A 13,510-nucleotide genomic window follows, 5' to 3' on the forward strand; every position below is an offset into this window, starting at 1 on the left:
TGCCCGGGCCGAGTGGGGACTGGCCTGCCTACTGCGGAAAGCAGCTGTTTTCCGGCAGCACCTGCTTTCTTTCCACCGCCTGCAAGCGCCAGAGCCCGCCGGTGGGTGCCTGCTGCGAAGGGCACGACCATTGCGCGGCGCCCTGAGCCGAGGCGAGCCGCTGGTCGCGGCCCACGCGCAGGCCTTTCAGCGTGCACACGGGCGTGTCGACACTGTGAGGACAGAGCTTGATGACCCCATCCTCGTCGCGCACGTCGCCCCAGGCGGGCAAGTCGATCCCGTCGTGCGACTCTCTTGACCATACGCGTTCATCAGTGTCGAGCCACAGCACGGCATAGTCGTGATTGACGGTGGGATCGGGACCGTTAATCAGAATCGTGAGTCTCATCGGAGGCGCTCCAGATAAAGCATGGGTTTCGGATGGCCTGCGCTCCGCCGGTTGACGATGCGGCCGCCAGCCATGTCGGGTGCGATTCGGAGTCGATGGATTCTCTACTTTAGGCCAGTCTCGACGGTCACGCTACCCCGCGGTGGAGGCGCGCGCGAGGGGGCCAACCTCAGCCGCCTGTAGGAAAAGTCCTACCTGGAAACGGGCAAATCGAGACATAATGCCGGCTACATACGGTAAGTAGCAACGTACTAATACATCCCTGGGAGAAACGATGGCGGTCTATGCAAAGACCCCTGGGAGGGCAATGGGCAGCGCGCCAAAGGCTGATGCGCAAAGAGAACAGTGGGCGGACGTTGCGCGTGGCATGGGCATTATCGCGGTGGTGGCCGGGCATACGTTCGCGCCAACGAGTAACGCAACGCAGTGGATCTTTGCATTCCACATGCCGCTGTTCTTCGTTCTGTCCGGATACTTTTTCTCGGTTCGTGGCGGCTTCAAGGTGACCGCGGCAAGGCGCGCGAAGGCGCTCCTCGTGCCCTATGTCGCCACCGTGGCGATTTATCTGATCTATACCGTGCTGGTACTCGGTCGCCCGCAGACGATCGAGCCCTGGGTGGCTTCGATGATGTACGCGTCGGGCAAGGAGATCCATCAATTCCCGGGGATCGAGCCGATCGGGCCGATGTGGTTCCTGCCGGCGTTGTTCGCGGCGAGCCTCATTGCTTACGGCATCGAAAGAATGCCCGGGAGCTGGGCCGGGAAGTTGCTGGGCATTGCGCTGGCGGTTGCGGCGGGTATGGCGATAGGGCAATACATCTTTCTGCCGTTCAGTATCGACGTCGCGCTGGTCGTGCAGATCTATCTGTTCTTCGGCCTGGCCGCGCGCAGGCAGCAGTGGATGGATTCCGTGCAGCGGCTCGCGCTGGCAAAGTGGTTGTTGCTCGGGCTGTGCGCAATCGCGCTCGTCGTCGAACGGTACGATGTGGTGACCAGCCTGAACAACCGCGACTATCGGCATTTCGCCGTACAGGTGGCCGGCGCAATCGGCGGCTCGGTCCTCGTCATCTGGGCGGCAAGGGTCATTGCCCGCCACAGGCCGGCAGCCGTACCGTTTGCCTATATCGGCCGGGCGGCGATCGTGATCTTGTGCTTCCACGTCGTCGATACCGGCTACGCGCAGTTCAATCGCCTACCCGGTTTCGATGTGGTCGAAGGCAATTTGTGGTTGCACATCGCTTTTCGCATCGCATTTTCGCTGGCTCTTTACGAGGCCTTTCGTCGCTTACCGGCTCTGCGTTGGTGCTACGGGCTTTCCGCGCCCCGGCGGTCCCTATCGGGGGCTCTGCTGCGGTGGGCCTGGCGCTGACCGGCGCAGAAGCCGCTCGCGCCCGACTCACCCCCTGTTCGTCGGTCTGGCGAGCGCGAGCGTGAGCGAATCGAATTCGCCGTTGAAATACTTTTCGATCGCGCGGACGAACGGTGCGCGTTCGTGCGAGCCGGCGGCCTCGGCGAACAGCGTCATCGACGAGCGGAACTTGAGGTCGTCGGGGTAGCCGAAGATCTGATCGATCGGCCGGTCTTCGATCGCATTGACGAGTTCCGTGCACTCGCGCAGCCGCGCGCCCAGAATCGGGTGAGCGAGGTAAGCCCGGGCCTCGTCGAGCGAGACGATCGCGAACCGTGCGGCCATTGCGCTGTGTCCGAGCCCCGCGATCTGCGGAAACACGAACCACATCCAATGGCTCCGCTTATGGCCCGCGCGAAGCTCCGCTCGCACCTGGCCGTAGACGGGGGCTTGCGCGTTCGCGAAGCGCTGCAGCCCTGACGCTTCACTGCCTTCGACGTTCATCGTTTCCCTCCGTGCTTATAGGGGGGCGGCACTCATAGGTGTCGGTCCTCATAGGGGCCGGTACTCGTGCGCGATGAAGCCGCGCCGGGTCGTACGGGTTCCTGTATCGAACGATAGTGCCTGCGCGCGCTGGCGGCCAGCCGTATGGCATGGCGGAACGTTACCGGCCGCTGGTGAATTCGCCGCTGAACAAGGCCGCAGCGAGCTCCGGATTGGAGGGCCAGTACCCGTGCATGTAAGTTGCGAAGATCGAACCGTGCCTGAAGACCGCTTCGCCGGGCGCGCTGGACGACGGACGTGTCGCGCGCGCGATGGGCTCGAGCGGCGTACTGATGCGCGAGTAGTGGAACGTGTGCCCGCGCAGTGAGCCGTGGCGCGTATCGAGCTGCTGCATGCCGAGCGCGGCCAGGCGAGCTTGCATCGTCGCATGGCCCGGCAGCAGTCCCAGCATCGGCGCGGTCGCGCCTTGCGCGTCGGTCAGCTTTTCCAGCAGATAGAGCATGCCGCCGCATTCGGCGACGATCGGTTTCCCGCTGGCCGCGTGTTCGCGGATGGAGGCGCCGGTGCGCTCGCATCGTGCAAGGGCGGCGGCGTGCAGCTCGGGGTAGCCCCCCGGCAGGTATAACGCATCGGCATCGGGCAATGCTTCGTCCGCCAGCGGCGAGAAAAAGCTGATGCTCGCGCCGAGCGCCTCGAGCAGCGCAAGATTGGCGGGGTAGATGAACGAGAACGCGGCATCGCGCGCGACGGCGATGTGCGTGCCCGCCAGGCTGGCAGCGACGGTCGGCGTCTGGGCGGATGCGAAAGCGACTGGTGCGGGCAGTTCGGCCAGGGCCGTTTGCGCAAGCGCGTCAGCCGCGCAATCGAGGCGAGCATCGAGATTCGCGATCTCGTCGGCGCCGTGAAGGCCGAGATGGCGAGCCGGCAGCGCCATCTCGTCGGATGCTGCCACGTGCCCGAGCCAGCGCAGGTCCGCCGGCAGCGATTCGACGAGCATGCGAGCATGAAGCGGCGAGGCAACGTGGTTTGCCAGCACGCCATGGAACGGCACGTCGTCGCGATAGCGAGCGAGGCCGAACGCGAGTGCGCCGAAGGTCTGCGCCATCGCTTTGGCCGATATCACGGCGGCCACGGGTACGCGAAACGCGGCGGCGATATCCGCGCTGCTCGGTGTGCCGTCGAAAAGCCCCATCACCCCTTCGATCAGGATCACGTCGGCTTCGCAAGCCGCCTGCGCGAGCAGGGCCCGGCATGCCTCGTCGCCGACCATCCAAAGATCGAGCGAGAGGACCGGGGCGCCGCTTGCTCGGGACAGGATCGTCGGATCGAGGAAATCGGGGCCTGCCTTGAACACGCGCACGCGCCGGCCTTGCCGCCGGTGGAGCCGGGCGAGGCCGGCCGTGATCGTCGTCTTGCCCTGTCCCGACGCCGGCGCGCCGATCAGCAGGGCGGGGCAGGCGGGCATGTTCAGAACTCCACGCCGCGCTGCGCCTTGACGCCCTGCTCGCGATAGGGGTGCTTGACGAGGCGCATCTCGGTGACGAGGTCGGCCGCCTCCACGAGCGCATCGGGCGCGTGGCGCCCCGTTACGACCACATGCAACATCGGATCGCGCGCCTGCAATGCGGCGAGTACCTCGTCGAGCGGCAGATATTCATACTTGAGCACCGTATTCAGTTCGTCGAGGATCACCATTCGGCAGGTGCCGCTCTCGATCATCCTCAGCGCCTCGTTCCAGCCCTTGCGCGCCGTCGCTATGTCGGCTTCGCGATTCTGTGTGTTCCAGGTGTAGCCGTCGCCCATCGTCACGAAATCGCATTGCGGGTGCGCGCCGAGAAAGTCGCGCTCGGACGTATGCAGCGCGCCCTTGATGAACTGCACGACGCCGATGCGCTCGCCGTGCCCGAGCATGCGCACCGCCATGCCGAACGCTGCCGTGCTCTTGCCCTTGCCGTTGCCGGTGTGCACGATCAGCAAGCCCTTTTCGGTCGTGGCGGCCGCCTGCTTTTTCTCGTGGCCTGCGCGGCGCCGCTCGGTCATGCGCTGGTGCGATTCGGGGTCCGTCTTCATGCGCTGAAGTCCTTGAAATTCGTGGGTTGTATGGGGCTGTCGATCGCACGTGCGACCGGCCACGCGGCCACGGCCACGGTGACGCCCGCGCGTGCCTGCTTACGCACGACGAGGGTGCCGCCGGGCGCCGCGAGCAGCGCGCAAGGCTCGCAGACCGCCGTGGCGCCGACGTGCAGTTGCGCTGCGGCCGAACCTGCGGGCAAGCCGTATGCGTCGGCACATGCGCTGACGGCGTTCGCTTCGAAGGTCACGAGCGGCAGCCGGTAGCGCGCGCAGAACGCGAGCAGGCCCGGCTCTCCCGCTTTCGCATCGAGCGTCGCGACGCAACGCACCGCACGTATCGTACGAGCGGCGAGCGCCGCCAACACGGCTGCCTCGATTTGCGCGAGGGATGCGCCGCGCCGGCATCCGATGCCGACGGCAAAGCGCGCGTGCGGCTCCGGACTGGCCGGCTCGTCGCTCGAAAGCGCGGTTGCAGGCGGCTGTCCAGTCGTCATATCGGTGGATCGTCAGGAGTGAAGGCCATGCCCGCCCACACAGGGGCGAGATGCGGCCGATACGATAGCACAGCGGTCGGCCGCCATTTCTTGACGAATCGCGACGAAGGCACCTACACTCGCAACCGATCTGGTGCTCGCGCGCGCTTTTCCTGCGCGCGCAGTTAAACGGGAAACAGAAGCTCGCCGCGGCTCTCCTGCGCGGCAGGGCGAAACTGTGCTGCCCCCGCAACGGTAGGCGAGCGCATCGCATGACGCGATGCAGAGCCGGCTTCTATGCATGTGCGCAAGGCCGCCCATGCAGATGACCACTGCGCAAGAAACAACATTACTCGCGCGGGAAGGTGAAGCGGCGCTCTCGTCAGCCCGGATACCGGCCAGAGCGGAGGACAGGCGCTGCGGGTAGGCGGCGCGACTGTCACGACTTCCCTGTCTTCGGCATCGATCGCCGGCGCTTCCCGCTGCCCGCTCGCCGTGTTTCCGGTTCGACGCTCAGGCGTGCGCCCGCGCATGCCGCGGCGGTGCGCATCGGGCCAGCGCGCGTGGCACGTGGGACGCGTCGGGCGTCGGTGAGGCCGGGCGCAGCGGAGTCGATTTCATCATGCATCGATCGTCACAGGCGCCGACCGTGCTTCATTCCTTTCTTGAATTGTTCAACGACAGCCCCGCCGCTCCGCGGCGCAAAGTCATCGGCATTTATGCCGTGGTGCTGGCCTTCAATCTCGGCGCGTGGGCATGGGCCTTCGTTGCCTTCCATGCGCAGCCGGTGCTGCTCGGCACGGCACTGCTCGCCTATACGTTCGGCCTGCGGCACGCCGTCGACGCCGATCATATCGCCGCCATCGACAACGTCACGCGCAAGCTGCTGCAGGAGCGCCGCAATCCGCTCGGCGCCGGCTTTTTCTTTTCGCTCGGGCACTCGAGCGTGGTCGTGGCGATGTCGATCGCGGTGGCCTTGACGGCCGCCACGCTGACGACGCATTTCTCCGATTTCAAGGCGGTGGGCGGCATCATCAGTACGAGCGTATCGGCGTTTTTCCTGCTCGTGCTCGCCGCCGCCAACATGATGATTCTCGTCTCCGTGTGGCGCGCGTTTCGCGCCGCGCGCCGCGGCGAGCCGCTTGTCGAGGAGGATCTCGACCTGCTGCTCGGCAACCGCGGGTTTCTCGCGCGCCTGTTCCGGCCGCTTTTCAAGCTCGCGTCGCGAAGCTGGCATCTTTATCCGATCGGGCTGCTGTTCGGCTTCAGCTTCGACACGGCCACAGAGGTCGCGCTTTTCGGTATCTCCGCGACACAGGCCGCGGGCGGGCTCTCGATCTGGTCGATCGTGGCCTTGCCGCTGCTCTTCACGGCCGGCATGTCGCTCGTCGATACCACCGACGGCATTCTCATGACGGGTGCCTATCGCTGGGCGTTCGTGCGGCCCATCCGCAAGATCTACTACAACCTGACGATCACCTTCGTTTCCGTCGTGGTCGCACTCGTGATCGGCTGCGTGGAAGTGCTCGCGCTCGTCGCATCGCGGTTGCAACTGAAAGGCGGCTTTTGGGAATTCGTCGGCAACATCGCGGATCATTTCGGTGTGCTCGGCTATTTCGTCATCGGCATTTTCATCGTCAGCTGGGCCGTGTCGGCGCTCATCTATCGCCTCATGCGGTACGACGAGATCGACGTGACGCTGTCCGCCTGAGCGCCTGACAGCCTGAGCGCAGGCTCTCCCGCGCATCATTCATTCGAGGTCCTTCATGCAGCAGACATCCATGCGCAAGATTCCCGTCACGATCGTCACGGGCTTCCTCGGCAGCGGCAAGACCACCTTGCTGCGCCATATCCTTCGGCATGCGGGCGGTTTGCGCATCGCCGTCATCGTCAACGAGTTCGGCGAGCTCGGCATAGACGGCGAGATTCTGCGCGGCTGCGGAATCGGCTGCGACGAAAACGGCAACGAGCAGGAAGGCCAGCTTTACGAACTCGCGAACGGCTGCCTTTGCTGCACCGTGCAGGAAGCATTCTTCCCGGTCATGGAGGAACTCGTCGAGCGGCGCGGGCAGATCGATCACGTGCTGATCGAGACGTCCGGTCTCGCGTTGCCGAAGCCGCTCGTGCAAGCCTTCAACTGGCCGTCGATCAAGAACGCCTTTACGGTGGATGCCGTGGTCACGGTCGTCGACGGGCCGGCCGCCGCGAGCGGCCAGTTCGCCGCCGACCCGCGCGCCGTGGACGAGCAGCGCCGCGCGGATCCGAACCTCGATCACGAATCGCCGTTGCACGAGCTCTTCGAAGATCAACTGTCGGCCGCCGATCTCGTCATCCTCAACAAGATCGACGCGATGCAAGCCGGCGAACAGGCGGCCGTGGAGGCGCTCGTGCGCGGGGAAATTCCTCCGCACGTGAAGATCGTGCCGGCGCAGATGGGGCAGGTCGATCTGCACGCGCTTTTCGGTCTCGAGGCGGCGTCCGAGGCCACGATCCACCTGCGCCACGACCACCATGGCTCGGCGGACGACGCCGACCATCACCACGACGAGTTCGATTCGGTGGCCGTGGTGGGCGAGCCGGCCACGCGCGAGGCCGCCGTGGCCGCGCTGCGCCGGCTCGTCGAGGTGCATACGATCTATCGGGCCAAGGGCTTCGCCGCGTTGCCCGGCGCGCCGATGCGGCTCGTCGTGCAGGGGGTGGGGCGGCGCTTCGACAGCTACTTCGACCGGCGCTGGCTGGGCGACGAGGTGCGCGCGAGCCGCTTCGTGCTGATCGGCGAGAACCTCGATCAAGCGAGGCTGCAGCGCGACTTCGATGCCGCGCTTGCCGCCGAATCGCAGCCGGCGTAAGAACGGCGCGGGCACAACAGGCAAACAGGCACAACAGGCACCGCATCCATGCATTTGCTGCGTACCGTGGCGGGCGGGTTCGTCGACGACAATGCAGGCGTCGTGCGAATCGATCAGCAGCCCGCCGACATCGTCGTCATGAGCTCGGCCGATACGACGCTCTCGCTGCTGGCGAGTGTGATCGAGCGGCTTGGCCCCGGCTTTCCGAGCGTACGTCTCGTCAATCTCGCCTATCTGCGGCAACCGGCTTCGGTCGATTTCTATCTCGACGACGTGCTGCAGCATGCGCGCGTCGTCGTCATCGATCATCTCGGCGGCGAAAGCTACTGGCCCTACGGCATCGAGCAGATCGGCGAGCTCGCGCGGCGCAAGCGGCAGATGCTCGTGATGTTCTCGGGCGACTTGCAGGAAGATCCGAACCTCATCGCGAAGAGCACCGCGTCCGGCGATGTCTGCCGGCTGCTATGGCGCTATCTGCGTGAAGGGGGACCGCGCAATGCCGAGGCCTTCATGCGCGCGATCGCATGGCACGCGTTCGGCTGGGATCGGGAGCCGCCGCCGCCTGCGCCACTGCCGGCGGCGACGCTCTATCATCCCGCGCTCGACACGCCGACGATCGCCGATTGGCAGACGCGTTGGCGCAACGATGCGCCCGTGGTCGCGCTACTCTTTTATCGGGCGCATCTGCAGGCCGCCAATACGGCCGTTTTCGATGCGCTGATCGACGCGCTCGAGGCGCGGCGGATGAACGTACTGCCGATCGCTGTCACGTCGCTCAAGGATGCGGTGAGCCGCGACGTGGTAGGCACGCTGTGCGCCCGGCACGAGGTATCGCTCGTGCTCAACACGACGGCGTTCGCGGCTTCGGCGATCGACGACGCCGAGCCTCAGGCGCTCGCGGGTGACGCACCCGTGCTGCAGGTGATTCTGAGCGGAGGCAATCGCGAAGACTGGGTGAAGGACAATCAGGGGCTGCATGCACGCGATATCGCGATGCACGTGGCCCTGCCCGAAGTCGATGGCCGCATCGTCACGCGTGCCGTGAGCTTCAAGGGACTGGCCTACCGCTGCGCGCGCACGCAGGTGGACGTCGTGCGCTATCGGGCCGACGCCGAACGCATCGCCTTCGTGGCCGAGCTGAGCCGGCGCTGGTGCCGGTTGCGGACGCTGCCGAACGGCGAGAAGAAACTCGCGCTCGTGCTGGCGAATTACCCGACGAGCGATGGCCGCATCGGCAATGGAGTGGGGCTCGATACGCCCGCGTCGGTCGTGACGATCCTCTCGATGCTGCGCGCGGCCGGCTACGGGCTTGGCGATGCGCTGCCCGAAGACGGCGACGCGCTGATACGCCACCTCACGCGCGGCGTAACGAACGATGCCGGCACGCGTGCAGCGAGGCCGGCGTTTCAGAGCTTCGCGCTCGATGAATACCTCGCGTGCCTCGCCGGATTGCCCGATTCCGTGCGCGAGGCCATCGACGCGCGATGGGGGGCACCCGAGGACGATCCGACCGTACGCCAGGGCCGCTTCATGATCGCGGGCTGGCGCTGCGGGCGGATTTTCGTCGGCATTCAGCCGGCCCGCACGCGCGATGCGGGCGACTATGCGAGCTATCACGATGCAGAGATCGTGCCGCCGCACGCCTATCTGGCGTTCTACTTCTGGCTGCGTCAGCGGTTCGCGGCCGATGCGCTCGTGCACGTGGGCAAGCACGGCAATCTCGAGTGGCTGCCGGGCAAGAGCGTCGCGCTCAGCGCGTCTTGCTGGCCCGACCTCACGCTCGGCCCGATGCCGCATTTGTATCCGTTCATCGTCAACGATCCCGGCGAGGGCAGTCAGGCGAAGCGCCGGGCGCAGGCCGTCATCATCGATCACCTGATGCCGCCGCTCACGCGGGCGGAGACGTACGGGCCGCTGCAGGATCTCGAGCGTCAGGTGGACGAGTATTACGATGCGCTGAGCGTCGATGCCCGCCGAGCCAGACTTCTGCGGCGAACGATTCTTTCGACGATCGTCGAGCATCGGCTGCACGAGGAGCTTAGCGTTGCGCCGCCGAGCGGGCAGGACGAGGAGGACGAACTGCTGACACGCGTCGATGCGTGGCTGTGCGAGCTCAAGGAAGCGCAGATCCGCGACGGACTGCATACGTTCGGACATTCGCCGGCCGGCAGGCAGCGGCGCGACACGCTGCTGGCGCTCGCGCGATTTCCGGCAGGCGATGGTCGCGACGCGAACGCGGGCCTCATCGATGCACTCGCGCGCGATCTCGGCATCGCGCATTTGTTCGATCCGTTGACGGCCGAATGGTCCACCCCTTGGGAGGGGCCGAGGCCCGCGCTGCTCGCGCGCGTAAGCGATGCGCCCTGGCGTCATAACGGCGATACGCGCGAGCGGCTCGAATTGTTGGCGGGCTCGCTGCTCGACTCGCTCTGCGGCGGTAGCGACGGCGCGGATGGCGGTGAATGTGGCAAAGCGATCGTGCAGACGCCCGATGTGCTTGCGGGTCTGCCTTGCGCGCAGCGCGTGCTTGCGCGGTTGCGCGACGAGGTGCTGCCGCGGCTCGATGCATGCGGGCCGTCGGAACTGCATCAGCTCGCGCGCGGCCTGGAAGGACGGTTCGTACCGCCGGGGCCGAGCGGATCGCCTTCGCGCGGTCGGCCCGACGTGCTGCCGACGGGCCGCAACTTCTATTCGGTCGATACGCGAGCGATCCCGACGCAGGCGGCCTGGTCGCTCGGGTTGAAATCGGCCCGCCAGTTGATCGAGCGGCATGTGCAGGAGCACGGCGATTACCCGCGCTCGATCGGGCTCTCGGTCTGGGGCACGGCGACCATGCGCACGGGCGGCGACGATATCGCGCAAGCGTTCGCGCTGCTCGGCGTGCGGCCGAAATGGGCGCCCGGCAGCCACCGCGTGACCGACTTCGAGATTCTGCCGGCGGGCGTGCTGGAGCGCCCGCGCATCGACGTGACGCTGCGCGTGTCGGGCTTTTTCCGCGACGCGTTTCCGAACGTCATTCATCTGTTCGATGCGGCCGTGCAGGCCATTGCCGCGCTCGACGACGAGCCCGAAGACGTCAACCCGATTCGTGCGCGCGTGCTGCGCGAGCGCGATGCCTGGATCGCGCGCGGGCTCGATGCAGAGGAAGCGCGCAGGCGCGCCGGCTGGCGCGTATTCGGCGCACGGCCCGGCACCTATGGAGCGGGCCTGCAGGAGATGATCGACTCGGGGCGGTGGCAGAGCGACGAAGACCTCGCAGCCGCCTATCGGAGCTGGGGTGGTTTCGCCTACGCGCAGGCCAGTGCGGGCGAGTCCGCGCCCGGCGCATTCGCGACGCGGCTCGCCACGATCGACGTCGTGCTGCAGAACCAGGACAACCGCGAGCACGACGTGCTCGACTCGAACGATTACTACCAGTTTCAGGGCGGCATGGTGGCGGCCGTACGGCACTTCGCCGGGCGCCAGCCTCATGTCTATCACGCCGATCACAGCAACCCCGCGGCACCGCGCGTGCGGCCGCTCGGCGAGGAGATCGCGCGCGTGGTCCGCTCGCGTGTGGTCAATCCGAAGTGGATCGACGGCGTGAAGCGGCACGGCTACAAGGGCGCGGCGGAGATGGCGGCGACGGTCGATTACCTCTTCGGCTACGATGCGACCGCGCGCGTGGTTGCCGATCATCAATACGCGCTCGTGGCCGACGCTTATGTCAACGATGGTGCGACGCGCGCCTTCTTGCAGCGACATAATCCGCACGCGCTGCATGCGATCTGCGAGCGGCTGCTCGAGGCGATCGGCCGTGGCCTCTGGCAGGAGCCCGGCCACTATCGCGCGCAGCTCGAAGCGCATTTGCTCGACGCCGAGCAGCATATCGAAGGATTCTCGTCATGAACGATGCTTACGATGCCCGTGCCACTTCGCGGGCCGAGCTTCCGAAGCCCTATCCGTTCAGCGCGCTGATCGGGCAGGAGCCCCTGCAGCAAGCGCTCCTGCTCGCGGCCATCGATCCCGGCATCGGCGGCGTGCTCGTGAGCGGCCCGCGCGGCACGGCGAAGTCGACCGCGGCGCGCGCGCTGGCCGAACTGCTGGCCGAGGGGCGATTCGTCACGCTGCCGCTCGGCGCGAGCGAGGAGCGGCTCGTCGGGACGCTCGACCTCGACGAAGTGCTGCGCGGCGGCACGGTGCGCTTTTCGCCTGGACTGCTGGCGCAGGCACACGAAGGCGTACTTTACGTCGATGAGGTGAACCTGCTGACCGACGCGCTCGTCGATGCTCTGCTCGACGCCGCGGCGAGCGGCGTCAACGTCGTCGAGCGCGACGGCGTTTCGCATCGCCATGAGGCGCGCTTCGTCCTGATCGGCACGATGAACCCGGAAGAGGGCGAACTGCGTCCGCAATTGCTCGATCGATTCGGCATGATGGTCGAACTCGCCAATTGCTTCGATCCGCTCGTGCGTCAGCGCATCGTCAAGGCACGGCTCGCGTTCGATGCGGACCCCGACGCGTTTCGTGCCGCTTGCGCGAGCGAGCAGCAGGCGCTCGCCAAACGGATCGAGCGTGCCCGCGCCGCGTTGTCGAGCCTTGCATTCGGCGACGACGTCCATGCGCGGGTCAGCACGCATTGCATCGAGGCGGCTGTCGATGGTCTGCGCGCCGATCTCGTCATGCTGCGTGCGGCGCGCGCGCTGGCGGCATTCGAGGGAGCGGAGTCGATTACGACCGCGCACGTCGATCGCGTGGCCGAAGCGGTGCTGCGGCACCGACGGCGCGAGCAGCCCGAGGCGCCGGCACAGGAGCCCGCACCGTCGCGGGCGTCCGACGATCGTGCCGCATCGGCCGATCGCGAGCGAAAGGAGGAAAGGAGGCCCGGCGAGCGCGACTCCGGGCGCACGGGCGCGAGCGGCGCCGGACAGGATGGCACCGGTGACGATTGGGGCTATCTGCCGCCCGAGCCGGTCGGCATCGCAGCTGTCAAGAACGTCGTACCCTTCGACGCAAAAAAACGCTGAGCCATCGAAAGGGCACCGCCGCTCCCGCACCGAGCGGTTTTCGATGGCGACGGGGGGCCGATTCATTCGCGCGGCGCGCGCCGGCTGGCATGCCTTCGGCGCGCATTGCATGGCTGCCGACGCTTGCCCGCAAGCGCGACAAACCATTGTCGGCCGGGCATCTGCGCTTTGCCGCGATGGAATCGCGCGCGGGCGTGTTGCACTGCTTCCTGCTCGATTGCTCCGCATCGATGCTGGGCGACGAAGGGCTGAAGACCGCGAAAGGTCTGCTGCTCGCCTCTTTCGATCGCGCGGCGGCGCTGCGCGAGCAAGCTGCGCTCATATGCTTCGGCGGGGCAGGCACTGCGCTGCGTTTCGGCCCTGCCGTGCCCCGCTGGTGGAACGAACGCTGGCTGCGTCCGATCGGTGCGGGCGGCGGCACACCGTTTTCGCGCGGCATTGCCGCCGCCTCGCAACTGCTCGAGCGCGCGCGGGCTCGGCAGCCTCAGCTGCAATGCGTCCTCTGGATCTTCACGGACGGCCGCAGCAGCGAGCAACCCGTACGGCCGAAGTCGGCCGATCGCATCGTTTTCGTAGACTGCGAGCGCGGGCGGCTGAGGCTCGAACGCTGCCGGACGCTCGCCGCTGCGTGGGGGGCCGAATGCGTGGGCGTCGACGAAATAATCGGTGCGCCATCCGCATCGTACTGAGCCGCCTGCGGCGACTCCGATATTCGAGCCTGCGGTGACCACGCGCGATCGCTTCAGGCTCGCAAGCTCAACGAGATGCCCCACCACCCAAAGCCATAGCCGCACCCTGCGCGGCGTCGGGCTGCGCAGGACCTGCTATCTGGCCGATAAGGGCACGTTGATCGCGAAATCGAAGGCGCG

General features: G+C 66.7%; 11 protein-coding genes and 1 riboswitch. Of the genes, 6 read left to right on the forward strand and 5 right to left on the reverse strand.

Translation table 11 applies throughout. From position 1 onward, the window contains the following. Positions 1-28 precede the first annotated feature (28 nt). A complete protein-coding gene (locus U0034_RS19505) occupies positions 29-388 on the reverse strand; it encodes a DUF3564 domain-containing protein (protein WP_085229787.1) in 360 nt (119 codons plus the stop codon). 307 nt (positions 389-695) lie between these two features. Between U0034_RS19505 and U0034_RS19510 the strand changes: the two genes are divergently transcribed. Then, on the forward strand, positions 696-1,757 hold the full coding sequence (locus U0034_RS19510; protein WP_162801002.1) for an acyltransferase family protein: 1,062 nt from the start codon (positions 696-698) through the stop codon (positions 1,755-1,757). 27 nt (positions 1,758-1,784) lie between these two features. On the opposite strand, the gene U0034_RS19515 is transcribed toward U0034_RS19510, so the two are convergent. From U0034_RS19515 to U0034_RS19530, 4 genes are all read right to left on the reverse strand, one after another. Further along, complete coding sequence (locus tag U0034_RS19515; protein ID WP_085229789.1) at positions 1,785-2,240, reverse strand: DUF1810 domain-containing protein; 456 nt, start codon at positions 2,238-2,240, stop codon at positions 1,785-1,787. 160 nt (positions 2,241-2,400) lie between these two features. After that, a complete protein-coding gene (locus tag U0034_RS19520) occupies positions 2,401-3,705 on the reverse strand; it encodes a cobyrinate a,c-diamide synthase (protein ID WP_085229790.1) in 1,305 nt (434 codons plus the stop codon). 2 nt (positions 3,706-3,707) lie between these two features. Then, positions 3,708-4,310: a cob(I)yrinic acid a,c-diamide adenosyltransferase gene (gene cobO, locus U0034_RS19525; protein ID WP_085229791.1), complete on the reverse strand. Its 603-nt coding sequence runs from the start codon at positions 4,308-4,310 to the stop codon at positions 3,708-3,710. Further along, a complete protein-coding gene (locus U0034_RS19530) occupies positions 4,307-4,807 on the reverse strand; it encodes a cobalamin biosynthesis protein (RefSeq protein ID WP_085229792.1) in 501 nt (166 codons plus the stop codon). Before U0034_RS19530 ends, cobO begins: the two co-directional genes overlap by 4 nt. Positions 4,808-4,921: 114 nt before the next feature. Next, positions 4,922-5,203: riboswitch (cobalamin riboswitch) on the forward strand. A 232-nt stretch (positions 5,204-5,435) separates the two neighbouring features. Between U0034_RS19530 and U0034_RS19535 the strand changes: the two genes are divergently transcribed. The 5 genes from U0034_RS19535 (at position 5,436) to U0034_RS19555 (ending at position 13,330) form a co-directional block, all read left to right on the forward strand. Continuing rightward, positions 5,436-6,497, forward strand: coding sequence for a HoxN/HupN/NixA family nickel/cobalt transporter (locus U0034_RS19535; protein ID WP_085229899.1), 1,062 nt, complete (start codon positions 5,436-5,438; stop codon positions 6,495-6,497). A gap of 55 nt (positions 6,498-6,552) precedes the next feature. Continuing rightward, positions 6,553-7,635 carry a cobalamin biosynthesis protein CobW gene (gene cobW / locus U0034_RS19540; RefSeq protein ID WP_085229793.1) on the forward strand — a complete coding sequence of 361 codons (1,083 nt, stop codon included), beginning with the start codon at positions 6,553-6,555 and terminating at the stop codon, positions 7,633-7,635. Between the two features lie 48 nt (positions 7,636-7,683). Then, positions 7,684-11,523 (forward strand): cobaltochelatase subunit CobN, encoded by a 3,840-nt coding sequence (cobN, locus tag U0034_RS19545; protein ID WP_085229794.1) that lies wholly within the window; start codon positions 7,684-7,686, stop codon positions 11,521-11,523. Further along, a complete protein-coding gene (locus tag U0034_RS19550) occupies positions 11,520-12,641 on the forward strand; it encodes an ATP-binding protein (protein ID WP_085229795.1) in 1,122 nt (373 codons plus the stop codon). The genes cobN and U0034_RS19550 overlap by 4 nt, the downstream gene beginning before the upstream one ends. An 89-nt stretch (positions 12,642-12,730) precedes the next feature. Next, positions 12,731-13,330: a vWA domain-containing protein gene (locus tag U0034_RS19555; RefSeq protein WP_085229796.1), complete on the forward strand. Its 600-nt coding sequence runs from the start codon at positions 12,731-12,733 to the stop codon at positions 13,328-13,330. The last annotated feature ends 180 nt before the right edge of the window (positions 13,331-13,510 follow it).

This window comes from Trinickia caryophylli, from assembly GCF_034424545.1.
In the GTDB taxonomy this organism is placed as follows: domain Bacteria; phylum Pseudomonadota; class Gammaproteobacteria; order Burkholderiales; family Burkholderiaceae; genus Trinickia; species Trinickia caryophylli.

Coding starts and splice junctions, on each gene's coding strand:
- U0034_RS19505 (WP_085229787.1), bottom strand. CDS start 388: ATGAGACTCACGATTCTGATTAACGGTCCCGATCCCACCGTCAATCAC.
- U0034_RS19510 (WP_162801002.1), top strand. CDS start 696: ATGGGCAGCGCGCCAAAGGCTGATGCGCAAAGAGAACAGTGGGCGGAC.
- U0034_RS19515 (WP_085229789.1), bottom strand. CDS start 2,240: ATGAACGTCGAAGGCAGTGAAGCGTCAGGGCTGCAGCGCTTCGCGAAC.
- U0034_RS19520 (WP_085229790.1), bottom strand. CDS start 3,705: ATGCCCGCCTGCCCCGCCCTGCTGATCGGCGCGCCGGCGTCGGGACAG.
- cobO (WP_085229791.1), bottom strand. CDS start 4,310: ATGAAGACGGACCCCGAATCGCACCAGCGCATGACCGAGCGGCGCCGC.
- U0034_RS19530 (WP_085229792.1), bottom strand. CDS start 4,807: ATGACGACTGGACAGCCGCCTGCAACCGCGCTTTCGAGCGACGAGCCG.
- cobW (WP_085229793.1), top strand. CDS start 6,553: ATGCAGCAGACATCCATGCGCAAGATTCCCGTCACGATCGTCACGGGC.
- cobN (WP_085229794.1), top strand. CDS start 7,684: ATGCATTTGCTGCGTACCGTGGCGGGCGGGTTCGTCGACGACAATGCA.
- U0034_RS19550 (WP_085229795.1), top strand. CDS start 11,520: ATGAACGATGCTTACGATGCCCGTGCCACTTCGCGGGCCGAGCTTCCG.
- U0034_RS19555 (WP_085229796.1), top strand. CDS start 12,731: ATGCCTTCGGCGCGCATTGCATGGCTGCCGACGCTTGCCCGCAAGCGC.